At 55.7% G+C, this 26,799-nt stretch carries 22 protein-coding genes and 1 tRNA gene; 13 read left to right on the top strand and 10 right to left on the bottom strand.

Features of this window, described 5'->3' with window-relative positions; genetic code table 11:
* Positions 1 to 8: 8 nt before the first annotated feature.
* The 6 genes from OKX01_RS08715 to OKX01_RS08690 all read right to left on the bottom strand — a co-directional run bounded on the left by OKX01_RS08715 (position 9) and on the right by OKX01_RS08690 (position 7,021).
* A complete protein-coding gene (locus tag OKX01_RS08715; RefSeq protein ID WP_264672788.1) occupies positions 9 to 950 on the bottom strand; it encodes an ABC transporter permease in 942 nt (313 codons plus the stop codon).
* Positions 947 to 2,545 carry an ABC transporter substrate-binding protein gene (locus OKX01_RS08710; protein ID WP_249462332.1) on the bottom strand — a complete coding sequence of 533 codons (1,599 nt, stop codon included), beginning with the start codon at positions 2,543 to 2,545 and terminating at the stop codon, positions 947 to 949. Before OKX01_RS08710 ends, OKX01_RS08715 begins: the two co-directional genes overlap by 4 nt.
* Positions 2,546 to 2,624: 79 nt before the next feature.
* Positions 2,625 to 3,869 carry a Zn-dependent hydrolase gene (locus OKX01_RS08705; protein WP_264672787.1) on the bottom strand — a complete coding sequence of 415 codons (1,245 nt, stop codon included), beginning with the start codon at positions 3,867 to 3,869 and terminating at the stop codon, positions 2,625 to 2,627.
* A complete protein-coding gene (locus OKX01_RS08700; RefSeq protein WP_264672786.1) occupies positions 3,866 to 5,113 on the bottom strand; it encodes a diaminopropionate ammonia-lyase in 1,248 nt (415 codons plus the stop codon). The genes OKX01_RS08705 and OKX01_RS08700 overlap by 4 nt, the downstream gene beginning before the upstream one ends.
* Before the next feature lie 21 nt (positions 5,114 to 5,134).
* Complete coding sequence (locus OKX01_RS08695; RefSeq protein WP_051316192.1) at positions 5,135 to 5,980, bottom strand: MurR/RpiR family transcriptional regulator; 846 nt, start codon at positions 5,978 to 5,980, stop codon at positions 5,135 to 5,137.
* Between the two features lie 657 nt (positions 5,981 to 6,637).
* Positions 6,638 to 7,021, bottom strand: a complete 384-nt coding sequence (locus OKX01_RS08690; RefSeq protein WP_264672785.1) for a hypothetical protein — start codon at positions 7,019 to 7,021, stop codon at positions 6,638 to 6,640.
* Between the two features lie 249 nt (positions 7,022 to 7,270).
* Here OKX01_RS08690 and OKX01_RS08685 point away from each other — a divergent pair, with 249 nt between their 5' ends.
* The 4 genes from OKX01_RS08685 (at position 7,271) to OKX01_RS08670 (ending at position 12,565) form a co-directional block, all read left to right on the top strand.
* The gene (locus OKX01_RS08685; RefSeq protein ID WP_264672784.1) at positions 7,271 to 9,436 is read left to right on the top strand and encodes a hypothetical protein; all 2,166 of its coding nucleotides are present in this window, start codon (positions 7,271 to 7,273) and stop codon (positions 9,434 to 9,436) included.
* Positions 9,433 to 10,383 carry a toxin-antitoxin system YwqK family antitoxin gene (locus OKX01_RS08680; RefSeq protein WP_264672783.1) on the top strand — a complete coding sequence of 317 codons (951 nt, stop codon included), beginning with the start codon at positions 9,433 to 9,435 and terminating at the stop codon, positions 10,381 to 10,383. The genes OKX01_RS08685 and OKX01_RS08680 overlap by 4 nt, the downstream gene beginning before the upstream one ends.
* A 362-nt stretch (positions 10,384 to 10,745) precedes the next feature.
* Positions 10,746 to 10,985: a hypothetical protein gene (locus tag OKX01_RS08675; protein ID WP_159063916.1), complete on the top strand. Its 240-nt coding sequence runs from the start codon at positions 10,746 to 10,748 to the stop codon at positions 10,983 to 10,985.
* A 1,058-nt stretch (positions 10,986 to 12,043) separates the two neighbouring features.
* On the top strand, positions 12,044 to 12,565 hold the full coding sequence (locus OKX01_RS08670) for a BON domain-containing protein (RefSeq protein WP_094196605.1): 522 nt from the start codon (positions 12,044 to 12,046) through the stop codon (positions 12,563 to 12,565).
* A gap of 58 nt (positions 12,566 to 12,623) precedes the next feature.
* On the opposite strand, the gene OKX01_RS08665 is transcribed toward OKX01_RS08670, so the two are convergent.
* The 3 genes from OKX01_RS08665 to OKX01_RS08655 form a co-directional block, all read right to left on the bottom strand.
* Positions 12,624 to 12,791, bottom strand: a complete 168-nt coding sequence (locus OKX01_RS08665; RefSeq protein ID WP_164461337.1) for a hypothetical protein — start codon at positions 12,789 to 12,791, stop codon at positions 12,624 to 12,626.
* A 1,454-nt stretch (positions 12,792 to 14,245) separates the two neighbouring features.
* The gene (locus tag OKX01_RS08660) at positions 14,246 to 14,455 is read right to left on the bottom strand and encodes a cold-shock protein (protein ID WP_094196604.1); all 210 of its coding nucleotides are present in this window, start codon (positions 14,453 to 14,455) and stop codon (positions 14,246 to 14,248) included.
* Positions 14,456 to 15,168: 713 nt separating this feature from the next.
* Positions 15,169 to 15,245, bottom strand: a tRNA-Pro gene (locus OKX01_RS08655).
* A gap of 220 nt (positions 15,246 to 15,465) precedes the next feature.
* Between OKX01_RS08655 and pgaA the strand changes: the two genes are divergently transcribed.
* From pgaA to OKX01_RS08610, 9 genes are all read left to right on the top strand, one after another.
* On the top strand, positions 15,466 to 17,949 hold the full coding sequence (gene pgaA / locus OKX01_RS08650) for a poly-beta-1,6 N-acetyl-D-glucosamine export porin PgaA (protein WP_264672782.1): 2,484 nt from the start codon (positions 15,466 to 15,468) through the stop codon (positions 17,947 to 17,949).
* A gap of 12 nt (positions 17,950 to 17,961) precedes the next feature.
* A complete protein-coding gene (pgaB, locus tag OKX01_RS08645; protein WP_094196602.1) occupies positions 17,962 to 19,983 on the top strand; it encodes a poly-beta-1,6-N-acetyl-D-glucosamine N-deacetylase PgaB in 2,022 nt (673 codons plus the stop codon).
* Entirely contained in the window at positions 19,976 to 21,304 is a 1,329-nt protein-coding gene (pgaC, locus tag OKX01_RS08640) for a poly-beta-1,6-N-acetyl-D-glucosamine synthase (protein WP_094196601.1), read from the top strand. Before pgaB ends, pgaC begins: the two co-directional genes overlap by 8 nt.
* Entirely contained in the window at positions 21,301 to 21,834 is a 534-nt protein-coding gene (pgaD, locus tag OKX01_RS08635) for a poly-beta-1,6-N-acetyl-D-glucosamine biosynthesis protein PgaD (RefSeq protein WP_264672781.1), read from the top strand. The genes pgaC and pgaD overlap by 4 nt, the downstream gene beginning before the upstream one ends.
* Before the next feature lie 137 nt (positions 21,835 to 21,971).
* Positions 21,972 to 22,457 (top strand): curli production assembly/transport protein CsgE, encoded by a 486-nt coding sequence (locus OKX01_RS08630; RefSeq protein WP_009454353.1) that lies wholly within the window; start codon positions 21,972 to 21,974, stop codon positions 22,455 to 22,457.
* 15 nt (positions 22,458 to 22,472) lie between these two features.
* Positions 22,473 to 22,907 (top strand): curli assembly protein CsgF, encoded by a 435-nt coding sequence (locus OKX01_RS08625; protein ID WP_094196599.1) that lies wholly within the window; start codon positions 22,473 to 22,475, stop codon positions 22,905 to 22,907.
* Entirely contained in the window at positions 22,904 to 23,854 is a 951-nt protein-coding gene (locus tag OKX01_RS08620; RefSeq protein ID WP_413544467.1) for a CsgG/HfaB family protein, read from the top strand. Before OKX01_RS08625 ends, OKX01_RS08620 begins: the two co-directional genes overlap by 4 nt.
* Positions 23,855 to 23,943: 89 nt before the next feature.
* Positions 23,944 to 25,053 (top strand): curlin-associated protein, encoded by a 1,110-nt coding sequence (locus OKX01_RS08615; RefSeq protein WP_094196597.1) that lies wholly within the window; start codon positions 23,944 to 23,946, stop codon positions 25,051 to 25,053.
* Between the two features lie 390 nt (positions 25,054 to 25,443).
* Entirely contained in the window at positions 25,444 to 26,208 is a 765-nt protein-coding gene (locus tag OKX01_RS08610; RefSeq protein ID WP_094196596.1) for a response regulator transcription factor, read from the top strand.
* A gap of 15 nt (positions 26,209 to 26,223) precedes the next feature.
* On the opposite strand, the gene sufT is transcribed toward OKX01_RS08610, so the two are convergent.
* Positions 26,224 to 26,784 (bottom strand): putative Fe-S cluster assembly protein SufT, encoded by a 561-nt coding sequence (sufT, locus tag OKX01_RS08605; RefSeq protein ID WP_094196595.1) that lies wholly within the window; start codon positions 26,782 to 26,784, stop codon positions 26,224 to 26,226.
* Positions 26,785 to 26,799 lie beyond the last annotated feature (15 nt).

The following is a 26,799-nucleotide window of genomic DNA, read 5'->3' as shown; positions in this document are numbered from 1 at the left end:
GCGAGGGCTCAATAATCGATACGGGGATCGACCAGCATGTAGGAGATATCAATCAACAGATTCACCCCTACATACACCAGCGAAAACAGCACGATCAGGCTCTGAATCACCGTAAAGTCGCGGGACAGCACCGCATCCAGCACCAAACGTCCCAGCCCCGGAATGTTGAAGACCGATTCCGTCACCACCACCCCGCCGATCAACATGGTGATGCTGATGCCGATAATCGTCAGGATAGGAACCGCCGCATTGCCCAGGGCGTGACGTGTCAGGACACGACGCTCGTTCAGGCCCTTGGCACGGGCGGTGCGGATGTAGTCCTCGTTCAAAGTGTCGATCACACTGGTGCGCACAATGCGGGTAATCAGGGCGATATACACCGTGCCCAGGGACACAGCCGGCAGAATCAAATGCCGCAAGTGCTCCCAAAGACCCTCACTCAAGGGCTTGTAGCCCTGTACCGGCAACCAGCGCAGCTCCAGCGAGAACAGCAGGATCAACAAGTAAGCCACGATGAATACCGGCACGGAAAAGCCCGCCACCGACCCTGCCATCACAAAGCGATCCAGAGACTTGCCTCTATACCAGGCCGAGCACACCCCCAGCGGAATGGAAATGGCCAGGGTGTAGGCCAGAGTCAACAAGGTCAGTGAAACCGTAGGACCCAGACGATCCAGCACCAGCTCCTTGACCGGGCGGCTGGAGATCAGGGACGTGCCAAAGTCCCCTTGCACCATGCTGCCCAGCCACTGCACGAACTGCACCGGCACTGGCTGGTCCAGCCCCATCTGATGACGGATTTCTGCAATCTGTGCATCCGTCGCGTTATCCCCCGCCACCAGCACCGCGGCATCGCCATGTGTCATGCGCAAGACCACAAAGATCACCAGCGCCACAATCAGCAATACCGGGATGGTGGCCAGTACGCGCTTGAAAATAAGCCCAATCATCGCTTCTCCACATTCCAGAAGACCGGAACCGGGGTTTGCAGAAAGCCATTCAGGTTCTTGCGCATGGCGCTAACCATCTTGAACTCGCCAAGGGGGACGATCACACCTTCATCCATGATGTGTTTTTGCAGATCCGTAGCCAAACGACCCAGCTCAGACTCGCCACTGGAGCGGGCAAATTCCATGCGTATCTTTTCAATGGCAGGAACATCCGGCCAGCCAAACCAGGCCTTGTCGCCATTGGAGGCCACCGCCATGAAGCTCAGCGGATTGCTCACGTCCACCAGCCCCGAATAAGTGGTGATGATGCTCCAGCCGCCCTCTTGCACGGGACGCTTGGAGGTGCGGCGGGTCTGCACGGTTTGCCAGTCCATGGCTTCCACGTTGACGGTGAACCCGGCATTGCGCAGTTGCTGGGCAATCACCGGCACCACGGGCGAAGTCAGGAAGTCGGTGGGATGCAGCAAGACCACGGGCTCGCCCTTGTAACCGGCCTGCTCCAGCAGTTTTTTCGCACCGGCGGCATCCCCCTTGAAGTAGGCCTCAGAACCGGCTTGTGACGGGAATACGCTGTGGCAGCCAAACACCGCCCCACACGTTTCAAAGTATTCCGGGTTGCCGACCTGCGCCTGCATCAAGGGCTTCTGGTTCAGCGCCATCATGGCGGCCTGACGTACTTGCTTGTTATTGAATGGCGGCTGCAGGAAGTTAAAGCGCATCTCGGTCTGCGCGCCCCGAGCCGTGGAAGCATTCAGCACAATGTCCGACTCGTTTTGCAGCAAGGGCAAGAGGTCCAGCTGAACCTGATCGATCACATCAATCTCGCCACTGCGCAGCGCGTTCACTCCGGTCATGGCATCCGGCATGGCGACCCAACGCACACGGTCTACCTTGACCTGCTTGCCACCGGCCAGGCCGCTGGCAGGCTCATTACGGGGTACGTAGTCCGGGTTTTTCTCGAACACGGCCTGCACACCTGGGCGGTATTCCTTCTCCACAAATCGGAATGGGCCCGAACCCACGGTAGAAGTAATCGCCTGGCTGACTGGCGTACGTGCCACCTCCTTGGGCATGACGAACAACGGCAAGGAGCTGGGCTTGCCCATGGCGCGCAGGGCAATATCGGTCGGGAAGGAGAACTGCATCACAAAAGAGCGATCATCCACGACCTCCATCTTGGTCAGAAACTCCGTCATGATCTGGCCCATCTTGTCCAACTGAATCCAGCGCTTGATGGACTCGACCGCATCTTCAGCCGTGACGGGCGAGCCATCATGCCAGCGCAGGTTTTCACGCAAGGTCATGGTGTAGGTCTGGCCGTCCTCGGACACTTTCCAGCCTTCCAGCATCTGAGGCTTGACCTGCCCCTGCGCATCTTCTGCCAGCAAGGTGTCGTACACCATATAGCCGTAGTTGCGCACAATGTAGGAGGTCGTAATGACCGGGTCCAGGGAGCGCAAAGGCGCCTCCATGACGGCGGTCAGCGTGGTCTGAGCACTGACCGCCACGGGGGCAATAGCGGTGATGGCAAGGGCAGCCCAGACGGCAGTTAAGGTTTTGGCAGGACGCAAGCGGTCCTTAAGCAGGTTGCTCATGTTTTGTCTCTCCAGGTAGTTAAAAGCGGTCCGCCTTTGCTCTTGTGGCGGCGGTCCCGTCATCAGGGGGGGTTACTGCTTATTCACGGGCCAACTCCACCAAGGTCGATAGCAAAATCGAACATCCCGCTATCAGGTCTTTGTCGTGGGTAAACTCTGCCGGGTTGTGGCTCAGGCCACGCACACTCGGTACAAAAATCATGCCTGTGGGGCAGGAACGCGCCAGCATCTGCGCATCGTGTCCGGCACCGCTGGGCATGCGTTTGACCGAGCAGCCCAGATCCTTGGCGTGTTGCTCAACCTTGCTGATCAAGCGTTCATCAAACTGCACAGGATCAAAGCGGGCCAGATGGCGATGCTTGATCTGCACGCCCTCACGCTCGGCCGCCTGCCGGGCGAAATCCAGCACCTCCTGCTCGGCCTGATCCAGGCTGGCCTTATCCACATTACGCAAATCCACAGTAAACACGGCTTTACTGGGGATCACATTGACCAGATTCGGAAACAGCTCGCAGCGCCCTACCGTGCCCAATTGCGGCGGGCCGTAGCGCTCAGTCAGCTGACGCACAAAACTGCCAATCTGCTGAGCCACCACACCGGCATCGTGACGCAGGTGCATGGGCGTGGTGCCCGCATGGTTGGAGACACCTTGCACCTCGAACTCCAGCCAGCAAATCCCTTGCACACCAGTCACCGCACCGATATCAATGCTTTCATGCTCCAGAACCGGACCTTGCTCAATATGCAGTTCCATATAGGCATGCACATCAGGTTGGCCGCAAGGCACGGAACCGGCGTAGCCAATACGTTCCAGGTTCTCGCGCACGGTGCTGCCATCAATGCCCACGGTGTCCAGCGCCTCTTGCAAGGACAAGCCACCTTGAAACACCAGGCTGCCCATCATGTCCGGAGCAAAGCGCGCGCCCTCTTCATTGGTAAAGGCCACCACTTGCAAGGGACGATCCAGCTGCACGTCGGCATCATTCAAGCTGGCCACCACTTCCAATCCAGCCAGCACACCCAGATTGCCGTCGTAGCGTCCACCGGTACGCACGGTATCAATGTGCGAGCCCGTCATAACCGGCGCCACATCCAGACGGCCAGCGCGTGTCCCGATAATGTTGCCGATCTGATCGATCTCCACACTCATGCCCAGATCACGCATCCAGCTGACCACCTGATCGCGGCCTGCCTTGTCCTCGTCCGTCAGGGCCAGTCGGCAGACGCCGCCCCCATCGATCGCGCCAATCTGCGCCAACTGCGCAATACGCTGCAGCAGGCGTTCGCCATTAATGGCTAAACATGTGCTGGCTGGGCTCTTCATACCGGCTCCTGAGCCAGCACTTCTTTGGCGCTCATACCGACAATGCGCTGATACAGCTCTGCATCGGTATCGCCTTCGCTGGCAAAAAATAGGATTTGACTGTTTTCATCAATGCCCAAAGCCTGACGCCAGTCCGCTTGCTCGCACGCAGCCATGCAAGCAGCCACACCGGCTACAGCAGACTCACCCGCCACAATCGGCGCATCCCCTTTATCGGCACGGGCCAGACGGCGCATGGTTTGCAAGGCGGCATCGTCTTCCAGCGTCATATAGGCATAGGTGCCAGGGTCCAGAATTTCCCAGGCCAGCAAGGAGATTTCGCCGCAAGCCAGACCGGCCATCACCGTATTCAAATCGCCAGTGACCGTGACGGGTTTACCTTGCACAGCACTTTGGAACAGGCAATCGGCCTTGTTGGGCTCAACCACAATCAGACGAGGACGCTGGGCACCCAGGCGCTCCCACATATGAGCGCACACCGCTGCCGCCAAACCACCCACACCACCTTGAATAAAGACGTGGCTGACAGGTTTGCCCGAACCGATCTGGTCCAGGGCTTCCTGCACCATAACGGTGTAGCCCTGCATCACATCCTTGGGCACATCCATATAGCCAGGGTAGGACGTATCGGACACCACAAAATAACCATGCTCTTTGGCATCTTCAGCGGCCTGACGCACCGAGTCATCGTAATTACCGGGCACGCGCACCACCTTGGCCCCGTAAGAGGCAATGGCCTGCTCACGACCCGTACTGACATGTTCATGGATATAGATCACGCACTGGCAACCGGCATTCTTCGCCCCCCAGGCCACCGAACGGCCATGATTGCCATCGGTCGCGCAAGTTACGGTCAAGCCAGCAATAAAGTCCTTGTAGGCAGGATTTTTCAGATCATCCAGCGTCAGGCTGGTATTGCCGGTATGGGCTTGCAACTGGCGCAGCAGCAAACGGTTGACCGCATAAGCGCCACCCAAAGCCTTGAAGCTGCCCAAACCAAAACGACCGGCCTCATCCTTGTAGTACACCCCGCCCACCTTCATCTGCGCGGCCAGACCAGGCAAATGACGCAAAGGGGTAGGTGCGTAACCGGGCCACTGCACAATGCTGGCCTGAGCCTGCTCGAAGGCGGCTACCGACAAAATCGATTGCAAGGAAGCGTCGTACTCCTGGCTGTCCTGAACGCAACGAGGGTTCAGATACAGTTGCACCGCGCCTTGCTCCCGAACGGCATGTTTGTTCATGTCTGCTCCACTTTTATGGGTTTAATTATTGGACTTCAAGTCCTGAAAACTGCGATGGATGGATTCAATCTTCTGCAACTTGCGCGCAACCTGCGTCTCGGCCTGCAGGGCCACCCGGCTGACCAGATAATTGATCAGGCTGAGCGTGCCGGTATGCGAGTCAAACAAGTACTCCCCGCGTGTTGCCACCGTGAATGCGATGTCTTGCGAACGCAGCAAGGAGCTTTCCAGGCCATCCGTCAAAAAAGCCATCTGTACCGACTCGCCCCGCAGATGCTCCACCAAGGAAGGCAAAAGCACCGAGCGGCGACGAAAGTCCATCACGAGGGCCAGATCCCCTGCTTCCACATCAGCCAGTTGCTCGGTCAGATGAGCCACCGTGCCCACCGCCAGATGCACATCCGGGCGCAACTGCTGCAGTAAAGAGTGGGCATAGCACGCCAGGATCTGGCCATTGCGGAAACCAAACACCCAGATGCGTCGTGCTTTCAGAGCGGCTTGGGTGAACTTATCCAGATGCTGTTCAGTGATGTTCTGGAAGGTGGTGGAAATGTTCTGTACGTCTGCATTGATAAACGGCGTCATATCGGCCTGAATACCGCTGCTGGACATGGAGTGCAAACGCTTGAAGGGAGCGCCGTCACCCATTTGCTCGCGGGCCGTGACCCGAAACTCGTTAAAACCGTTAAAACCCAAACGCCGGAAAAAGCGTACCGCGGTGGCCGCCGATACACCTGCTTTCTCGGCCAGTTCCTGAGCGGAGTAAGTCGCCAGCTGCCCCATATGAGACAGGACCACATCGGCCAAACGCCGCTCCGCACTGGGCAGAACATCGAGAATATCCAGGATCGAATCTTTGATGACCATGACACAACCTAAAATTGAAATTTGTTTTTCATATAATACTTAATAAAATTTAAATTTCAATTATGGATGCGATGATTTGGCTCCGTATTTACCCTTGGGGATAGCAAAAAAGGGAGAATCGGGCGGGCTAGCCTTGGCCAAGAACGGCTTTAAATAGGGCTTTCAAAGAGAAACAAGGGATAAACCCTTGCTTGAATAAATTTCTGCATCCTGACGATGAAAGCATAGAACCCATTATGAAATTTAAATTTCATAATGGTTTCTGGTAAGAGAAATTTCAGCACAAGCGCCGCCTACAAAAGCCACAAAACACCTGTTCAGTGGGCCTATGCTACTGGCAGTAAAGACAAGCAACGCATAATCAGAATATCGGCCATGGACAGATTCCTGACCACACTTCGAGACCAGAGCGCATAAATTTGACAAGCCAGCATGGCATCCTCAATGTCAAGCGCCAGCAACTCACGCCGATACGCGGACGCCTCTTGCCAGGCTTGTCGCATCACGGCAGATGATGTTGCCGACGAAAACACCGTGTACACACCCAATTCCAGCAACTCATCGGCCTCTGCATCAACGCAAACAGCAGTAACTGGCAGTGAGGCAATGCTTGGCCACAAGAGACTGAGGCTTAAGAGAAGCAGTAACCCCCCATTTTTAACGATCGTCAAAAATGGGGGGGGTGCCCGATGACAAGTACTGAGACAGCTCACGCCACTCCTTGGCAAAGTAATAGCGCAGGAAACGCTGTTGAGCATGCCAGCGCACCCGTCTGAACAGACCGGCACCGGCACGAGCCTGACGATGCGCCACAATATCGCGCCAGAGTTGGTCTGGTTCAAACCCGGTCCAGATTGAAGGGATGGGGGCAAGCGCATTGGAATAACAAACCGGCGCCACCCACTCGAACAAGGCCCTTTCTACATAGTGGGACGAAAAGTGCTTAGCCACGTTCGCAATCGCCTGGTAATTAACCGGCCTGTCTACAAACAATTCCGACAAGGCCTCACACAACTGTTTATCGCTTGGCCGATCACCCAAGATGTAACTCCTTCTGTCCAGCCATTTCAATTTGAATTAAACCGGCCTCTTTCTTGAACTGGCCCCTACAAAACACTATGGTAGTGCGCGTTAATAAACTGACTGTGCAAGGGAATTGTTTTGCGTTTTGCCATTACCGCGACGTTAACCGTCTTGATGTTTGCCGGATGCTCTCCTGACGGGCCTGGTTCCAAGCTTACTTTTCACCCGGTTGACGGTGACGAACGGCGCTATCAGGTGTATACCGACATGACAGTGGATGTTCAGCGTGGCACACGCCAGCTTTCCGAGAGCATGTCCATCAAGATGCTGATGCATTACGGTGTGGAGGATCAATCCTCCACCTACAAGCTGAATGTTAGCCCGGAGTACATGCGCCTTAACTTCAAACATGGCGGTATGAGCAGTTTTGAACAGGGCGACTACGGCGAAAAAGAGCTGCGTATTGCCTTGAAAGAAGGCTACACCGTAACCGTCGATAAAGAAAACAACCAGTTGGTCGATGTCACGCTCAATACCTCCAGCCAGAAATTGAAAGCTGAGCTTAAGGCCACGTTGGATCACTTGCTCAATGATCAGTTATCTCGGCCAGGGCTCATGCATCAATTAGCGGTGAAAAAAGGGGCCTCGCAAATCATTAAAGGTCAAAACGGCCTTCCTGACATACGCATGACCGTCAAGGATTTTGACTCAGAGCTCGTTACGCTCGCGATTGCCGATACAAATCAGGACGAGACTGCGGACCCGCACACCCGTATTTTTGGCTATGCCGTCATTGAGCGCCAGACAGGTTGGCTGGTGCGCCAGGCGGTCGTCATGCACGTCCCCTTGCCCCCCGAACTGCGCGACAAGGGAACATTTAGGATTGTGTCCGCGATTTACCCCGAGAGCTGGCGCTTTAATCATGATCTGCAGTTTCTAGAAAATGCAGAGGGGTACGAGCTGATTACGCAGGAAAAAACAGACCCACCCGTCCCCTCCCTGTCGTCCTCCACACAAGCCATGCTCAATACACAAGGCGTGCTGGACACGTACGACCAGCGCTTCTTGCTGCACTACGCGCATCTAGGCCTATCCCCTTACATGGTCGGTGAAATAAGCGCCAGCGACCTTGCCGCCTACGATGAAAACAATCAGGCCTTGGCTATCCCTTTCAAAGCTGCCGGCGCCTTCCAGCACCCTGGCCTGGACCATGATGATGCCGAAACCAGTCTTGAGATCCTGCCCCTAGGTTGGGATAAGACTGCCCAGGCTCTGGAAAAACTGCAATACATCGAAGCTACGCTTAACTACCACGCCACGGAGCATATTCAGGTCACCGTGCCGATCAAACCGGAAGGTTCACAGGTGGAGGTTGAAGGGGCCAAAGTCATCGTGCAACCCACAGATAATCCATATGAGTTCCTGATCCAACTGATACCGGGCGAGACCGGCTATTTTTTCCCTGATGTCACACAGATCGACAAAGGGGAATTACGCTACCCACATGACCAGACTGCGGCTGACTGGCTAAGCCTAGGCGAAAAACGCTTACTGGCCATTGTGTTGCAAGGACACCTGCCCCAAGAGCTCAAAGTCAAGTTTCTCGATACCTTGCCCGATGCCGTTGCGTTGACCTACAGAAACTACGCACCCGAGCCTATTGAAAGCAAGACGGTACGTTTTTACGATTTGAATCAGGCGCGTCCCGAGAACGCCGCTGCGCCCATCACCACACAGCGGCTGTTCGACTCTTTTCAACAAAACGATGAGTTCAAAACTGCCACGCTAGAGAACTTGGCCCCCTTCAGCACCGATGCCCCAGACCTCTACGTCACGCTGACTCCCGAGCAAGCGGAGCTTTGTACGCTGCAAGAAACCAGTGGCCTGACAGAAAAAGGCACGCCCTTACATTTTGCGCCCCCTCCCACCGCTGACAACACAAACTATGGCGCTACGCAGCGAATGCCGCAGCAGTATGTCTATCAACTGCAAACCTCCGATCAGGCACGCCTCTACTTTTACGGCCTTAAGGCACACATCGCGCTCACCTGCCAAGGGACGCCCGTCTGGCAGCCACTACCGATCAACCTACCTGAACTCAGTGTGCAAGTGTCCGCAGCCGCACTATTGGGAGAGGGCTGGGAGGAACACGCCCGCACACTTCCTATAAAGCGCTTTTTACGCCAATACCGCTTTCTCGATCAACAGGACAGGGTGTTGGCTATTACCGCCCCCCGATCCCAGCCTGTGGTCGGCAGTCCTCTGGGGGACAAACTGTTTGATTACGTGGATGAGTCCGGCCATATCCAGATTATGGGCCTCGTAAACCGTGTCGAAAAACTAGAGGCAACGGGCACACCCATTACAAAAACCTGGCAACATCAATTCGAACCACTTCCCGATTTCAAGGCGCTTGAAGAGGCCATCCAATGAGCTTGACCACCAGACTGGCCCCCACTCTAGGCTCCCTCACACTGACGGCACTAATGCTTATAGCCTTGCCCAGCCACGCCGCCAAAAACGAAAGCACACAAATCAAGACCGAATACGGTTTGGCAGAACAAGAAAAGTGGTTCCACGAAACCGGCGAACTGCATATTGTGCAGCTCACCTCAGTGGACAAGCGTTGGCAGCTGCACGAAGCCTACAACCCTCAGGGAACCTTGATCGAACGCTCTGAACACCTGGATAAGCAACGACACGGCTTATTTGTACAGCAAGCGTATGACTCTCTTGAGCACACCTCCTATCGGCACGGCAAACGTCATGGCCCCTACCACAGCTACGATCAAGCTGGCGAGCCCATGTCTAGCAGTCACTACACCAATGACCAGAGGACAGGAAAATGGGTCAGCAAAAACTCATGGGGTCAGATCATTAGCCACTACAACCAGCAAGGTGAACTGCACGGCCAGCAAACTGAGTTCGACGCCAATGGACAATTGTTGAAGCAATCAAACTATAAAAATGGGATGCTCCATGGCGAGTTCATCCGCTATGAGAACGGCCAACTTACAGAAAAAGGACACTATCAAAACGACCGACGGGAAGGCGAATGGATAGAAACCTACCCCTTGTCGACCCGTTACCAAGGTCAGTACCGTAACAGCTATCAGGTAGGGATATGGCACGGCTACTCGCAGCAGGGCTATCTGGTTGCCATCATCCCTTTTGACAATGAAGGGAACTACCACGGTGTACAGGTCAGGTTTCACGATAGCGGCGCCTTATCGGAAATAAGCCAATACCGTCACGGCAAGCGTCATGGCACGCAATGGGACTACCTGTTCGGCGCCCCCTATCGCCTGGAGAAATATCAAGACGGCAAACGCGTGGAGACCCGCGATCAAGGCGAGTTTAAGCGCAGCGACTTTCCCTAGGCGCCTACTGACCTTGGCTTGTTTTCCCCGAATCCTCCACTGCGAAAAAGCAGCCCACCATCGCGTGGGCTTTTTTCAATCCATGCATAAGCAAGGTGACATTTGTGTGCTAACCACCCCCTCTAAGCGGCCGTCGAATGAACATTCGGTATAGACCTTCCCAACGCTTCAAGCTGGATTAAACCAAAGCGTAAAGACTATACTTATCCTTAAAATACAATGATTTACAAATTAACATGGTGAGCATCTCAACGATCAGCCTAGTATGAACGTAGACCTTCTCGATAACTGCTTGAAGGCGCTACTGGCGCTGTTGCTCAGACTCTCTGAGAGACATCCCGCCAGTCATGGCAGGAGTGCCTATGACACACAATCTCCGGTCCATAGGAAGAAAAGTTAACTTGCTTCGCTTCCCCCTTCTCTCGGCCACCGACCAAGCCGATCCCCCTATCCCAGACCCACGCGACAAACGTCCCGTCGAAATCGAACGGATCCACGAAGACGATCAAACGCTACCTGCAAATGATGAGCCTATCGGCGACAAAAAACCTCGCACCCCACCACCAGCGCAAAACAACCCATCCATTTTTAACTCGCTCTGAGTGCTTTACCGAGCGGAACCCGCCGCAAGGCAAATACGTCGCTTTTGCAGACTTGCCCCAACGAGTCTGCAAATAGGACTGTCAAACCTCTCAGCGACGGCCCGCTTTCCTCAATAGATTTGCCCCTGGCAACGCTAACAACAACAAAACGTCCCACTACTAGGGCCAACGCCTGGAGTCACTCCCTTCAGGAGAAAAAAGTGCCCTATCAAGGCTCGCGTAATCTGTGCACTTTGTGCCAGCTTTTACCCTTATCCTCGTCACTCGGCCTCAAGCACGAATTCATGACGGTCGCTTGCCCCTCATCACCAGGCCATGGGGAAGCGAAAAAATCCTTATACCAATGCAGCAACTGCAAAACATTGTGGTTGTATGAACGCGATCGTTGGGGCGCTTGCCTGGGCTTTAAGTTATGGCCGGGCCTGTTACAGGATTTTTAAAGCTAGCGTGCAAGATATACGTGCACACACTAAACAACAAAGCCTGCAATGATGACATTGCAGGCCCTTTCTGTGACAGGTTAAAAGAGAGTCATTCGAGTCTCCAGGGCTTATCTACCCCGCGCCGCGCCTCTTCCTGTGGGTTTATGATCATGAGCAGCACTGGCGCGCTTGATCCCCTCGTTGGAAGTCTGAGTTGGCCAACCCACTTGCGGTGGAGCAAGCTCAGACTTGCGTGTACTTGCCTTTTTAGGCGCTTTCCCTTTCTTGTCCATTGTGACCTCCATTGGTCAATGGCTACCCCAACAAATGTCAGGCCAGTAGTACAGGATAGGTCATAAACCAATAAATAGCTTGTTTATCTCCGTCTGGTGATCAATAAACAAAAACGCTCCTAAAGTAGCCCTGATTCCCGACGCGGTAAGAGATGGCGCCCCCACACTCAGTTACTCACGTAATTTTTTGTCCGTTTTGCGCATATAGTTAGCGTTAAAGTCAGTAAAAGCCAAACGCAATGAGGCTCAATTTGTCGTTGGCCAGCTCGCAAGAGCTGAGCTGCTACCTGTATCAACCTTCATAAAAGGAGCACTAGATGGGAAAGTGAGATCACGGCGCGATGTGCACGATGCGTCGGACGTTCCCGCCCTCAAAGACGATGAGAGTGATGGCTATGTAGCAACGAACTCTTTGAAAATCATTCCACTTACGCTAGGTGAAAAAATGACTGATTCAACGACCATCCGTAAACTACTGATTACCTCAGCACTGAGCTTTGGATTAAGCGCAGGCGCCATAGCAGATGACAAGACATCCCATCCAAATCTATCTGCAACACCAGAAAATGTAACGCTAGAGAAGAAAACGCCAGGGGAAGCAAACGCTCAGGAAGTGGCCGATTACAAGACGAATGCTGGGGAACAAGCCAACGATGAAGAAATTTCTAAACGAGTTAAAGCTGTTCTAGCACAAGACAAAGGACTGCAGGGTCAGAACATTACTGTCGAGACAAAAGGAGGCGTCACAATGATTGCCGGAACGGTCTCCAGTGAAGACGCCTATAAGAAAACCGTCGCGGCAGCTAAAAAAGTTGACGGTGTGACTAAGGTTGAAGCCACCGGACTGAGAGTAAAAAGCAACTAACTAAAAGGCGCACAGTAAAAACTGAGCGCCTCCTGACTCTTCCTTTCTTGTCCTCTAATTAACCCGAATGCGCGCGCTTGCCCGGATTTTTCTTGCTGCGGGTGTGCGCGCCACGCTCCTGGCTAACACGTTGGCCCCGGCTTTTTGTGCTTAGGGTGACACCCTTGGGCGCAGCGGGAGGAGGAGTACGCTTACGGTCGGCTTCAGTAACAATTTTGGTGCCCATGGAAATCTCTCCAGTTTGGTTAAATTTGATCTTGTTTCACGTTCGCTCGGTTTATTCTTGGCAGAAGGAACTAGGCAGGGGTATGCCCGGTAATGCCTTAACGTACATAGGCACTCCTGAAAGGTCGAATTACCACGGATAACCTGTCAGCTGGTCTAGCATAGCAGGCATTAGCCAAATCGGCTCAAACGGCTTCGTTAGACTCTTCGCAGTCCATCACGCATCCTAGGAGGCAGAGCCGCTGATTGCGCTTGCATCCTAGGCGCGCAAGCCCTAATCACCATAAGTTCGATCGCTGGTGATCCAACGCCTTAGGCTTGAAAGACCTACACCATGCACGTTCGCCAAAACTTTATGCCAACAGGTCCGGCCAGAGAGTGATCATCGATGCTGCGCGGGGCCATCACATCATACTTCGGCATAGAAAAGCCCCCAAAGATTGGATGGGTGTCCAACTTTTGGAGTGCCGTTCACACCGAAGGCTTTTGTGCTGGGCGATTATGCTAGGCCCGAACATAGCCCCCTTCAATTCGAGGAAGCGTTACAAAGCAATCCTATGATTCAATTGTCAAAACGCCCATACTGGTACAATAAGATTGATCTCATTCAACGATAGCAATCTCGCTATCTCACTACCCCTTCAAATTCAACGCTATACCATTGCCTTGGAAGGCTTCTATGTCCAGGCTGGAGCGAAATTTGGAGTCATACAGAAGGTATCACTATCTACGAAAAACTTAACCAGGCTAGTCGCAGCCCGCTTCATACATCCCCTTTACGCGAACCTAATCGTTCGGCGATGAAAGAATCTCAAGCACTTGCCTCTCGCTTGGTCACAACGCGTCAAACCCTTATCCGACAATTAAAAGACCGGTTCCCCGGCCTTCCGTTCTGATACGTCAGTTCACGTAACGAGCCCATCACCAGAAAGCCCCGAGAGGGGTTTTTTTATTGGGCGCTACCCCATTTCTTATTCTTTGGTATCAGGCTGACGATGCCGGACTCCTGTTTACAGGGCGATTCTTAACCGGTTCAACGTCTACAGCGATCCCTGTGGCCATGTCTATGTCGCTTTCAGTGCTGGTGTCAACAATCAGCTTGTCGTCCTTATCAAAGCGGAACATTACGCTCGTTGAGTCCGCGCATCATCAACGTTACTCATGGAGGTCGTGGACTTCCCAAAGCGCAGCGATTGCCGCTGCAGCCAGCATCTTTTTCACTCCCCTCTCCCAAGCAACGAACAAAGACAAGATCGGGCTGGCCTAGGACCTACATAGCCCTGCTATCCGCCCAGAACAAGCGTCTGGCAACCATAGCTCAGCCTGAGAGCATACAAGCCCTGTGCCCGCATGATGATATCGAGCAACATAACGCGAAAAAGCCGAACCCAATGTTTCAAAGGGTTCGGCCTTAACCGATCAACTCAATACTTGCCTAATCAGGCAAGCAGGGGATCAAATGATCTGGATCTGGGTAGCGCAAGGGCCTTTTTGGCCAGCGCCTGCAACGAAAGAAACTCGTTGGTTCTCTTCAAGAGATTTAAACCCAGTACCCTGAATTTCACTGTGGTGTGCGAAGAGGTCTTTGCCGCCACTTTCCGGGGCGATGAAGCCGAAGCCTTTTTCGTTATTGAACCACTTCACGATACCAATTTCTGTTTTCAATGTATGTCCTAATTATTCAAGGGAAAAATCTCCCTGACGACACTATGATCGCTCTTCATGGATATAGATAGCACTGTTACAAAATAAGCAAGCGAACTACACCCAATGCCGGACTCTCCAGCCGCAGCATTTCAATACCCCCACCCACACGCTCGGGGTGGCAGGACTACTGCAACTAGAGGGCATGGAACTCCCAATCCTGCTAACACCTGCCTTTGCACAGCTACCGTGACGGAGGGGAAAGCAAACTACAAGGACGCAGAACGCTCTGCTGTGGTTGCAGCAGTAAGCCTTGCCCTTTCGTATTGAAGCATCGGGCATGAAGAACCGAGGGGCAAGCTGGTCGTTTTGAATCCTGTCGCCCGTTCGGTTTTTTCGGGCCAGCGTGGACAAGATCCCGTATGGATCTTCCGCACAAGGGCGACCCGATGGCGCGCATGAACGCCTCAGAATAACGCGCAGCCAGGCCCCGGGGCAGCAGAGCAATGGGTGGATTTATATCAACGTCCCGCGAATGCCGGTTTCAGCATTGTGTCGCTGACCTGCCCAAGCTTCAGGCCAAAATCAAGAAGCTTGTTCACAGCACAGAAAAGGCGCCAGTGGTCACGCCACGGAGAAAAAGGCCGGGTCATCGGTGAAAAATGAATCTCCACAAAATCCCCGAAACAATGAAAAAAGGCCTACAGCATTTTTGCTGTAGGCCTTTCAAAATCTGGTCGGAACGGAAGGATGTGAACCTTCGACGCCTTGCACCCCACGCAAGTGCGCTACCAGGCGGCGCTACGCCCCGAAAGAATAAAGCCATCACCCTGTTTGTTCTGTTGTGCACGCTTTTTCTTAAGAAGCATTTAGCTTAGGCCGAGTGGCTTACTACAAAAATCCAGACGGTTTACATCAAAAGGCCAATTACCGCCAGAGGCCCAGACTCCTAGGATATCCCTTAAGACCCTTCTGTTCGCTCAGTAACGAACAGTGGCAAGAAGCATATACAAATAACAAGGGGAAGAGAAGTGTCCAGGCGATCAATAAAAAGACAAGCTCTGCAAAACGTCGGCCTCTTTCCAGCCAGAACCTCGTTTCTGCGCCGGTTCTGGCTGGATTCCTTTACCCTGCTGGTACTGACCGCATGTAGCACCAGCCTGCATGCCGCCTCCTACGAGGATTGGATCAAACAGGCACGCCAAGGCCAATACCAGTCCGCCATTGCCGGCTTGCAGCAGTACCGGCAACAGCATCCGCAAGAGACACGTGTCCAGCTTGATCTGATGCGCATTCATGCCTGGGCAGGCCAGCCGCAAGAGGTCATCCGCCTGTACGAAAGCTGGCCGACCAACCTGCCCTTGCCGGCCGATGTATTGCTGCTGACAGCACGCGCCCACAAAGATACGCGCCAATGGACACCGGCCCAAAACCTGTATCGGGAAGGAATGCGGCGCTTTCCACAGCAAGCCGCCTTCACCATGGGCCTGTGCATGAGCCTGGCCGATGCCGGACTGACTGCCCAGGCCTTGAGCTGCGCCCAGCAACTGCAGCCGGCCACACGCCAAAACACCAATTACCTGCTGACGCGCAGCTACATCTACCGCGCTGCCGGCCAGAACTACGAAGCCCTACGCGTCAGCCAGGATGCTCTGGCTGCCCAGCCAGACAAAACCGACGTCATCCGGGATTATGACCAGTCCCTGCATGCCGCCGGTCTGCACCGCCAGGCGATGGAATGGCAAACGCAACATCCCGACATCTTCTCGAACGCAGACCTGGCTGACCGTCAAGCCGACTATGCCGCTGAATTGACCCGGCTGTCGCCCCAGCCCACACGCACACTGCCCGAACGTTTTCTGGTCGCCAACCGAGCCATCGCGTTGCAAGACAAACTGGCTGACAGCGCCAGCTTTCTGGGTAACCCCGCTTTCGCCCGCCGCATCCGTGGTGACCGTCTGATTGCGGTGGACACACGCGAAGACGCGCCCTCTACAGTAGACATTGCTCCCGAACGGGCGGCCCAGTATCCAGGCTATGCCTACGCCTCGCTAGGAGCCCTGCAACTGCGCGCCCGTCACCCCGAACAAGCCGTATCCAGCTACGAGCGGGCGTTGGCCGAACCCTCGCTGGACGCAAAAACACGCACACGCTATCAAACCGGATTGGCCTTTTCCTTGCTGGAGTCTGGCCGCGAAGATCAGGCACTGGCATTGGCCGAGCGCATGGAAAAAGACATGCCCGCCACTCGCTGGCTACGCGGCAATCCAATCCCCCAGCCCAATCCAGGCTATACCGACACCTTGATTTTGAAAAACTCGCTCTATACCTATACGGGTTTGCTCAAGGACGCGCGCGAAAATCTGGCCAAGGCCAGCGCACAGGCACCAAGCAACGTCAATCTGCGCGTGCCGCTGGCCGATGTCCAGCGCATATCGGGTATGCCAAGGGCGGCGGAACGCAATCTGAAGATCGCTGAAACCTATGCGCCGCGTCAAGAAGACGTCATCATCAGCCAGGCCCAGACCGCCCTGGACCTGCACGAATACCGCCAGGCCGAAGAACTATTAGCGTATGCCAAAGCGCACTACCCCACTAATATGCGGGTCACGGAACTGGAAAAAGACTGGCAAACCTACCGCAAGAACGAACTGATTTTGCGCAGCGGTTTTGAAACCAGCAACGGTGGCGATGTCTCGGGCAATGACGGCATACGCACTGAGGCGCAATGGTACAGCGCCCCCATCGACTACAACTGGCGCGTCACCGCCCTGGCCGGGCATCTGGATACCAGCGACGAGCTTGGCCACAACGTAATCTGGCAGGGAGCTGGTCTGGAATACCGCGGCCGCGACTGGCAATCGCAGCTGATGATCAACAACCAGAACTGGGGCCAGGGCAACAAAATGGGGGCCAGCCTACAGGTCGATCACGAGCTGAACGATCACTGGAGCATCGGCGGCACCTTGGACTATCGCACCCTGGATATTCCGAATCGCGCCCTGGCCGCAGGCATCACGGCCAACCAGGGACAAGTGCGGTTGCGCTGGCAAAATGGCCCCGAGCAATGGGTGCAAGCCGCCTACACCGGGACAAAATTCTCTGACAACAACGTACGTCAGAGCCTGCAGATCACAGGTAACCAACGCATCTACACCAGCCCGCGCATCAAGGCCGACGCCCAGCTGGAGCTATGGGCTTCCGGCAACAAAGACCAAGACAGACCCTACTACAGCCCACGGCGCGAATACATGGCTGTGCCTGCCCTACGTCTGGAGCACCTGATTTACCAACACTACGACGAGCGCCTGACCCAGGCCCTGACACTGGGTGTGGGCCTACATCACCAAAGCGGCTATGGCAGTGGTGCCGTAGGTTCGGTCGCCTACGAACTGAACTACCAGCACGACCGCAATCTGGAAGTCGGCCTGCGCCTGCAGGCCCTGTCCCGCCCCTATGACGGCCAGCGCGAACAGCAGTACAGCGGCATGGTTGAACTCAAGATCAAATTCTAAGCGGCCACGACAATGAGCACACGAATCCTGACCCTTCTGATAGTGGCCTTCAGCGCCCTTTTATCGGCCTGTAGCGCCAGCCCGCCGGCCCTGTATGTGCCGCCCGAGCAGCGTCGCCTCGAACAACAAGAGCAGCCCTGGCGCAATGACGAGCTGCTCATCATCGCCTACCACGACGTGGAGGACCACGATCCTAACCAGGCGTACCTGAGCGTCAGTACCGAGCACCTGCGCCAGCAGTTTTCCTGGCTACAGGAAAACAACTATGTGCCGGTCAGCGTAGAGCAAATTATGCGCGCCCGCCAAGGTGTGGAGCCTCTGCCTGAAAAGGCAGTGCTGCTGTCATTTGACGACGGGTATCAAAGTTTCTATACCCGCGTGTTCCCGCTGCTCAAAGCCTATCAATGGCCTGCGCTGCTGGCCCCGGTCGGCAAATGGTTGGACACCCCCGACAACGAAAAAGTGGACTTCGGCGGTCTTCCCACCGAACGTTCGCGCTTTTTGCACTGGGCGCAAATCGACGAAATGGCCAACTCCGGTTTGGTGGAAATCGGCGCGCACACCCAAAACATGCATTACGGTGCCATCGCCAACCCACAAGGCAATATCCAGCCGGTGGCTGCCGCGCATCGCTACCTGACCGATCAGAAACGCTACGAGACCGATGCCGAGTACACCGCCCGCTTTCGCGAGGATGTGCGCGCCATCAGTGCCCGCGTCAAACAGCACGCCGGTAAGCCGCCGCGCGTCTGGGTCTGGCCCTATGGCCGGATCAGCGGCCTGGGCCTGCAAATTCTGGAGCAAGAAGGCTATCAGATGGCCCTGACGCTGACCGACGGCGTGGCCAACGTCCACGACCTGATGAATATGCCACGCTATCTGGTGGATAACGACCCGGACATCAGCACCTTTGCAGGCTTTATCACTGCCCGTGAAGACCGTCAGGCCGAACGCGTGGTGCATGTGGATCTGGATTATGTGTACGACCCCGATCCGGCGCAGATGGAACGCAACTTGAGCGCCCTGGTGCAACGCATCGCAGACCTGAAACCACGTAGTGTCTATCTGCAAGCCTTCGCCGACCCCACAGGCGATGGCCTGGTGCGCTCGGTCTACTTTCCCAACCGCCACCTGCCCATGCGCGCCGACCTGTTCAACCGCACAGCCTGGCAATTAAGTTCGCGTGCCCACGTCAATGTCTTTGCATGGATGCCCGTGCTGGCCATCGATACGTCCGAGCCGGCGCAACACGTACTGCAATGGCATGCCGACGGCAGCCCGCCTTCCCTGCCCACACAAGGCTACCGCCGCCTGTCCCCCTTTGACCCGCGCACCCGCCAGATCATGGGCGATCTGTACGAAGATCTGGGACGCAGCGCCATCTTCTTTGGTGTCGTATTCCATGACGATGCCACGCTGACCGACTTTGAGGATGCCTCGCCCGCCGCCCTGGACGCCTACGAAAAAGCCGGCTTTGGCAGGGACATCGGGACGATACGAGCCAATCCCGAGCAGTTTGAGCGCTGGACGCGCTTTAAATCACAAGCCCTGATCGACTTGACCCAGGAACTGGCTGATCGGGTACGCAAGCAGCGCGGCCCGCAGATCAGTACGGCCCGCAATATGTACGCCCTACCGGTTCTGCAGGCCCAGAGCGAACAGTGGTTTGCCCAGAACCTGAACGATTTTCTGCAAGCCTACGACTGGACTGCCGTGATGGCCATGCCCCGCATGGAAGACATCCACGATCAGCATGCCGTGACCTGGCTGAACGAGCTGGTCGATAAGGTGGCCAGCCACCCAGAAGGCCTGCGCCGCACCGTGTTCGAAGTGCAATCCGTCGATTGGCCCGGCCAAGGTCAGCCATCCCGTCCGCTGGACTCCCATCTGGTGGCCGGCTGGCTCAATGCCCTGACGGCAAGAGGGGCGCGACATGTCGGCTATTACCCAGACGATTTTGTCAACAATCAGCCCAAGATGAACGTGATTCGTCCGGAAATCACGATTGAATGGTATCCAACAAAAAATGATTGAACGACTGATCGCCCTATTGGCCCTGTGCCTGATCGTCGGAATTCCTCTGGGAATCACCGTCGCCCTGACCAGCCACCTACTACTCTACTTCATCTTCATGTACCCGCTGTTCATGTCGGGCATATGGATAGGCGGTGGCTTGATCTTCTGGTTCCAGCATGAACGCCGCTGGACCTATAAACCACACGCCCCACCCGAACTGGAAGGCATGCCGCTGGTCAGCATCCTGATCCCTTGCTTTAACGAACAGGCCAACGCCCGCTCTACCATCCTGTCCGCGCTGAATCAGGTCTATCCCAACATCGAAGTCATCGCCATCAACGACGGCTCCAGCGATCGCACCGCCCAAGTGCTCAATGAACTGAGCGAGGAGCACGACAAGCTGCGCGTCATCCACCTGGCCCAGAACCAGGGCAAGGCACTGGCCCTGCGCATGGGAGCCATGAGCGCCAGCGGCGATTACTTCGTGTGTATAGACGGCGATGCTTACCTGGACCCGGAAGGCGTCAATTACCTGGTCGCCCCCATGCTGCACAACCCGGAAGTCGGTGCCACTACCGGCAATCCGCGCATCCGCACGCGCTCCACCCTGATCGGCCGCATCCAGGTTGGCGAGTTCTCCTCGATCATCGGGCTGATCAAGCGCACGCAGCGCGTCTACGGAAAAATCTTCACGATTTCCGGCGTGATCGCAGGCTTTCGTCGCCAGGCCTTGGACGAAGTGGACTACTGGAGTCTGGACATGATCACCGAGGACATCGATGTGACCTGGAAGTTGCAGTTGGCCGGCTGGCAGGTGTTCTATGAGCCGCGCGCCCTGTGCTGGGTGCTGATGCCCGAAACACTGAAAGGCCTGTTCAAGCAACGTTTGCGCTGGGCTCAGGGCGGGGCGGAAACCTTCCTGAAATACACCCCGCAAGTACTGCGCTGGGAAAACCGCGACATGTGGCCCCTGACTCTGGAATACCTGTGCTCGACCTTATGGAGTTTCGCCCTGGGCGTGGCGATGCTGGTTTGGTTGCTTGGACAAGTGCTCCACTTGCCTGCGGCCACCCAGATCGACGGCCTGTTCCCACCCTCGTTCACCGGTATGGTGCTGGCCGGCATGTGCCTGCTGCAGTTCGCCGTCAGCATCTGGATCGACCGTCGCTACGAGCCCGATCTGCCCCTGTCGATGTTCTGGATCATCTGGTACCCATTTGTCTACTGGTTGATCAATTTCTTAACCACGCTGTGGAGTTTCCCCATGGTCATGCTGCGCCTGCGTCGCAAACGCGCCCGCTGGAGCAGCCCCGACCGGGGTATCAAGGAGCTGTCATGATCATCACGACCCAACGCCATCCCATCACTCGCTGGATAGACCGTCTACTGACCATCGCCGGCTGGTTCGTCTTCAGTTACCTGATCGCCAAAGGCTTGCTCCTATTGATCGGTCACACCATGGACAAAGCTGGCTACGAACAGATAGACCCGATCTTCCCGACCCTGACCACCTTTCTGTTCTACGGGGCGGTTCTGCTGACCAACGGCCTGCTGCTGTTGGCCTGGTCACGCTGGCGACGCCAGCAGCGCCAGCAGCGCCACCTGCGCCAGGCTCTGTACCGCCAACGCAGCCGCTTGCATCGCGCCAAGCAGCCCCCCCTGCCGCATTTTGATCACGAACAGATCGATACCGTGCGCCACAGCCGCATCGTCGTGCTCTACAACGCCCAGGACGGCGCGGTACAGCATGTGGAAGCAGCCAATCCGTTGCCCATGCAGCAGGCAACCGGCACCCACGACGCAAAACCACTGACACCGCTGATCTTTCGTCCGCGCGCCTACTCCAAACAGCCTACGCCGAATCAATAGTACCGACGCAAAAACAACCCTGCACAAGGGCAAACAGCCTAGGAAATGCGGCTCATGTAATTGCAGATGGCCGTCTCTACCATAGTCAGTAACGCCGATGTATCAAGCCGTAAGGCGAAGGAACAACAGGTGCTGCAATGACAAAACCATACCAACAAGGGGCCGTGCTGCTGGCAATGCTGTGTGTCATGAGCAGCGCCGCCGCACAACCAGGCAGAGATACCAGCAAGCCCAAACCGGCCAACTTCATGGAAGCCATCCGGCAGGCTGAAGTGGTTCGCAAGAACCTGTTTGACGATCCGCTCGCGGGCATCGTCATCAACCGCACCGTAACGGTGCAAGGACAAGACTTTTACCGCTACTTCAGCAATCGCTGGCGCGAGCTGACCGGGGCCAGCCCCTTCACCCTGACGGTGGTGGAGCGCCCGTCGGCCCGCTGGGGCAGCGAAATCTGGGTCGAATACCGTCGCCAGCGCATGTATCACGCTTTTCTCACGCCCGCGCGTTCCGGCACAAAGAAGGCCAGTGAGCGGGCCGTGGATCTTGTTCTGGAAAACGTCAATAAAAGCGAAATCGAACGCGTACTCACCAACAACCCGGACCTTGCTCCGGACGAACTTTAATAAGAGAGACATAACGTGAAGACTTTCCTGCCCCTTGCCTCTGTTCTGCTGACCGGTGCGCTCTTTGCTCCCGTCCATGCAACCGAACTGATATATACCCCCGTCAATCCGAATTTCGGCGGCAGCCCGCTCAATGGGCAATGGCTACTGAACTCGGCCCAGGTCACCAACAAGCACACAGACCCCGAAGCCGAAGACCTGGGCTCGTCCTTTGAGCAGCGCACGCCCTTCCAGGACTTCAACGATCAGTTGGAGCGCTCGGTACTCAGCCGCCTGGCCTCGGCCGCGTCCTCGCAGTTTGTGGACAGCAACGGCAAATTCGTACCCGGCACCTTCGAGACCGGCAGCTTTACTGTCAGCGTCGTCGATATCGGCGGCGGAGCACTGACGATCACCACCACGGACCGGATCACCGGCGCTTCCACTACTTTCCGAGTGATGCAACCATGATGAGCACAGTGACCGTCCTGAACGCGCGCCCAACGCGCCTGTTAAGCGTGCTGGCCCTGACCTCGGCCCTGGCTGCCTGCGCCGTCCCCTCCACCCCGGCCGAAGTCAAAGGCTCTGCCTACCTGACGCCCGCCTCGCCAGCCACGCACGATCTGCTGGAGCTGCCCGCGCCCGCCCAGCGCCTGACCGTAGCCGTCTATGGGTTTCGTGACCAGACCGGCCAATACAAGCCCAATCCGGACAGCTCCTTTTCCACCTCAGTCACCCAGGGAGCCGCCGCCCTGCTGGTCAAAGCCTTGCGTGACTCGCGCTGGTTCACTCCGGTCGAGCGCGAAAGCCTGCAGGAACTGCTGACCGAGCGGCGCATCGTGCGCGCCCTAGACGGATCGCAGGAAAACGGCCAGCGCACCGCCATCAACATCCCGCCGCTAGCCCCGGCCGAAATCATGATGGACGGAGGCATCATCTCCTATGAAAGCAATGTGCGCACAGGCGGCGCGGGCGCGCGCTTTCTGGGCGTAGGCCTGTCTACCCAGTATCGGGTTGACCAAGTCACGGTCAACCTGCGAGCCATCGACGTGCGCACCGGCAACATTTTGCAAAGCGTGTCCACCACCAAGACCATCTTTTCCTACGAAGTCCGGCCCAGCGTCTACAAGTTCGTGAACTTCAAAGACCTGCTGGAAATCGAGGCCGGCGTAACCAACAACGAACCGGCCCAGCTCTCGGTCAAAGAGGCCATTGAATCGGCAGTGGTGCATCTGATCGTGCAAGGCATGAGGGAAGGCCAATGGCGACTGCGAAACGAGGCCGACCGTAACAACCCCATCGTGCAGAACTACATGAAGCAAAACGAAACCTATCGCAGCCTGCGCACCCAGACCGCTGTGACCAATTCTGAGGCCACAAGCGATGAGGTGCAGACCGCTCCAGTTACCGGCAGTTAAACACGAGCAGACAGCGCGGTGGTTCCGAGAAGACCGGCCACCGCTCTCTTTCCTAACAACGGTCTTCAACATGCACTGAGGAGAAGTATATGAACGGCAAACTGTCCACATTAGCTATTGCCCTGGGCACCGCGCTGGCCCTGCCCACACTGGCGCTGGCTGACAACGCCACCGTGACGCAGACCGGCAATTTCAACAAAGGCGTCGTTCTTCAAAACCACAACGCCAACGCCAACGCGACCATCGACGTGAATGGAGACCGCAACGACGATTACATCAACCAATGGGATAACGGTACGGTTCGCACCACCGTGAAGGTCATCAACGGCAACGACAACAAGGCCGTGGTGGAACAAAGCCGCAGCGGCGGCAACTCCACGATCACCATCACCCAGTCACGCAACCGCAACGACGCCTTTGCCAGCCAATGGCAGGCCAACGGTTCGCAAATCGGCATCAAGCAATTACGCTCGGACAACAAGGCGGTTGTGGAACAAGTCCGCAGCACCGGTGACCAGGCCTGGGTAAACCAAACGGGACAAATGGGCGATGCCTATGTCAATCAATACCGAACCCGTGACGCACTGGCTGTCATCAACGACAGCGGCGCGCGCAACGACTCGGTCATCGAGCAAGACAACAGCAGCCATGTCAACGCCTTCATTACCCAGTCGGGGTACAAGGGAGATGCGTACATCAATCAATACAAAAGCATGAGCTCGACCGCCAGCATCACCGACAGCGGCAAGTACGACAAAGGCGTGATCGATCAGTGGAATGTCTCCAACTCGAACGCCTCCATCGTCCAGGGCGGTGGCCACAAAAATGATGCCACTATCAGCCAAACCGGCACGTGGTGGGGCAATTCGGATCGCCTGCACGCCAGTATTGTTCAGATCGGCTCGCATAACAAAGCCGTTACTGAACAGACCGGCTACAGCAACGATAGCAACATCATCCAAAGTGGTTTGGGTAATGACGCCTACAACTCCCAAGCAGGCATCGGCAACGATTCCTACATCAGCCAGGGCGGCGGCTATAACAAGGCCGTGGTTACCCAGGTCGGTTTCAACCTGGACTCGTCGGTAATGCAGAACGGTTGGGGCAACCGCGCTCAAGTGGTGCAAAGCGGCCTGAGCCACAACAGCACCGTCACCCAGACGGGCAACTTCAACAATGCGTATGTCAACCAGCACTAACCGGCTAATGTAAGCCAAATGTCAGCGGCAATATGTTATATAGTAGGCGCCGCTGACAACACCCAAGCTATTGATATGTAAGCGGTTTAGGGATTATGGAGCATAGGAGTAACCCGAGTTTATAAGGCTTTCTAGATACCTAATCCGAGCTTTTCGGCACAGCATGACGTTTAAAACATCAAAATTTAACGGAAACCAACAATGATTAACAATTTCACATAATTCGTCAGTTCTGAATGCGGCTAGCCACCTGATAATTAGGCTGCCAACAGGAAACAAGAAAAGAAAATACCCATAACTACCAAAGACAATGACACATGCAATCCAACCAACAAAAGGCTTATTCAACGTAATGACATAGAGCCTATGACGCAGCGAGGGAGACATAAAATGACAACAATTATCATCGTGGAGCCACACACCTTATTCAGGTTGGGTATCGTACGGCTGCTGGCAGACACCCTGCCCAGCGCGGAACTGCTCAGCATGGACTACGAATCAATGGAAACCGGTCTGCAGACACGATGTTGTGAGCTGCTGCTATTGTCGGTGCCATCGGCCAAGGCCTGTTTGAAGCTGCTGGCTGATGCGCACCGCAGCCTGCAACCCAGCGCCGTACTCCTGATAGCCGAGTCCCACTACGCCTTGCCTGCGCTTCAAGACATGCCTGCCGGCGTTATGGGACATTTGCTCAAGACCGCCACACCGGAATTAATGGCGGCTTCGATCAATCTGGTGTTGGCCGGCGGCTCCTGTTTTCCATCGCCTGCGCCCCAGCATCAAACGACGGCAATGGCCACGCCTGTAACCCCGCCATCGAGTCCATCGCCGTTCCAAGCCCATCCCGACAAGCTGATTACATCCTACGAGCCCATACGCTGGCCACCCGCCGATCCTGAAACAAACCATCTTGACGAAGCACGGCTGCTGGGCCTGACGCCGCGCCAGTATGAAGTGCTGGTGCTATTGGCACGCGGCATGACCATCAAGGGCGTGGCCCGGCAGTTGAATATTTCATCGGCTACAGCCAAAGCGCATGCTGAAACCCTGTATATGCGGATGAACGTACACAACCGCAACGAGGCCGTCTATCACGCGGTCTCCAAAGGAGCCAGGCTAGGGATGCCCAACACCCACATCGAAAAAGCCTGCTAACCGCAGGCTTTTCTACTACAGCATCCCTAATTGCAAGCGGGCTGATTCACTCATACGTTCCCGGCTCCAAGGAGGATCCCAAACCAGCTCCACCACCGCTTTCTCTACGCCCTGGATGGTCTCCAGCTTGTAGCGGGCTTCGTCCGCAATCATGGTGCCCATACCGCAACCCGGAGCCGTCAGCGTCATGTCCATAGTGATGGAGAACGTTTCCGGCCCAGTCTGGTTTACATGACAGGCGTACACCAGACCCAGATTAACGATATCGACCGGGATTTCCGGATCGTACACGCTGGCAAGCACAATCCAGGCAGCGTCTTCAATGGTTTTTTCGCTCAGAGGCAGCTCGGGTACAAAAACCTCGGGTTTATCCTGAGACTCGAAACCCAGCGCATCGGCATCGACACCTTCAATTCGGTAAAGGTTGCCCTCTACCATCACGGTATAGCTGCCACCCAGCTTCTGGGTAATCGTTGCTGTACAACCCGCCTCGATCGTAACGGGAGCACCGTAAGGGATACTGACAGCCGGACAGTCCCGGCTGACCAGCACATCATGTCGTTCAAAGTAGCTCATGACTTGCTTGCGCCT

The sequence above is a fragment of the Alcaligenes sp. SMD-FA genome, from assembly GCF_025960365.1.
GTDB lineage: Bacteria > Pseudomonadota > Gammaproteobacteria > Burkholderiales > Burkholderiaceae_B > Alcaligenes > Alcaligenes aquatilis.
Note: the sequence above shows the minus strand (reverse complement) of the source record. Positions and strands in the feature narration are given on the sequence as shown.

Coding starts and splice junctions, on each gene's coding strand:
- sufT (WP_094196595.1), bottom strand. CDS start 26,784: ATGAGCTACTTTGAACGACATGATGTGCTGGTCAGCCGGGACTGTCCG.
- OKX01_RS08700 (WP_264672786.1), bottom strand. CDS start 5,113: ATGAACAAACATGCCGTTCGGGAGCAAGGCGCGGTGCAACTGTATCTG.
- OKX01_RS08665 (WP_164461337.1), bottom strand. CDS start 12,791: ATGGGCACCAAAATTGTTACTGAAGCCGACCGTAAGCGTACTCCTCCT.
- OKX01_RS08705 (WP_264672787.1), bottom strand. CDS start 3,869: ATGAAGAGCCCAGCCAGCACATGTTTAGCCATTAATGGCGAACGCCTG.
- OKX01_RS08695 (WP_051316192.1), bottom strand. CDS start 5,980: ATGGTCATCAAAGATTCGATCCTGGATATTCTCGATGTTCTGCCCAGT.
- OKX01_RS08610 (WP_094196596.1), top strand. CDS start 25,444: ATGACAACAATTATCATCGTGGAGCCACACACCTTATTCAGGTTGGGT.
- pgaC (WP_094196601.1), top strand. CDS start 19,976: ATGATTGAACGACTGATCGCCCTATTGGCCCTGTGCCTGATCGTCGGA.
- OKX01_RS08685 (WP_264672784.1), top strand. CDS start 7,271: ATGACAGTGGATGTTCAGCGTGGCACACGCCAGCTTTCCGAGAGCATG.
- OKX01_RS08715 (WP_264672788.1), bottom strand. CDS start 950: ATGATTGGGCTTATTTTCAAGCGCGTACTGGCCACCATCCCGGTATTG.
- OKX01_RS08630 (WP_009454353.1), top strand. CDS start 21,972: ATGACAAAACCATACCAACAAGGGGCCGTGCTGCTGGCAATGCTGTGT.
- pgaD (WP_264672781.1), top strand. CDS start 21,301: ATGATCATCACGACCCAACGCCATCCCATCACTCGCTGGATAGACCGT.
- OKX01_RS08680 (WP_264672783.1), top strand. CDS start 9,433: ATGAGCTTGACCACCAGACTGGCCCCCACTCTAGGCTCCCTCACACTG.
- OKX01_RS08620 (WP_413544467.1), top strand. CDS start 22,904: ATGATGAGCACAGTGACCGTCCTGAACGCGCGCCCAACGCGCCTGTTA.
- OKX01_RS08710 (WP_249462332.1), bottom strand. CDS start 2,545: ATGAGCAACCTGCTTAAGGACCGCTTGCGTCCTGCCAAAACCTTAACT.
- OKX01_RS08615 (WP_094196597.1), top strand. CDS start 23,944: ATGAACGGCAAACTGTCCACATTAGCTATTGCCCTGGGCACCGCGCTG.
- pgaB (WP_094196602.1), top strand. CDS start 17,962: ATGAGCACACGAATCCTGACCCTTCTGATAGTGGCCTTCAGCGCCCTT.
- OKX01_RS08675 (WP_159063916.1), top strand. CDS start 10,746: ATGACACACAATCTCCGGTCCATAGGAAGAAAAGTTAACTTGCTTCGC.